1 protein-coding gene is annotated in these 233 nt (G+C 33.9%); it reads left to right on the top strand.

Annotation, left to right across the window (positions count from 1 at the left end; translation table 11 throughout):
• The coding region (locus ACP3VS_RS24580; protein WP_426390354.1) for a hypothetical protein at positions 1–233 on the top strand (233 nt) is incomplete at both ends.

The following is a 233-nucleotide window of genomic DNA, read 5'->3' on the forward strand; positions in this document are numbered from 1 at the left end:
ATTCAATTCAGTTTATAAAGGAAACTACAGCCGCAGTGCAATATGGTATAGAAACTATGAAAGCTCTTGTATCTGGAGATTGGGGTGCAGCTAGTAATTTCTTAGATAAATTAGGATTTTCCCCTGAACAAAAAGCTAACATCATAAGTTTCGTTCAAGATGTACATGCTCAAATAAGTAATTTCATAGCAAATGTACAATCTTTAATTTCCAGAGCTGCTCCAGTAATTATG

The organism is Lysinibacillus sp. VIII_CA (genome assembly GCF_049943995.1).
Taxonomy (GTDB): domain Bacteria; phylum Bacillota; class Bacilli; order Bacillales_A; family Planococcaceae; genus Lysinibacillus; species Lysinibacillus pinottii.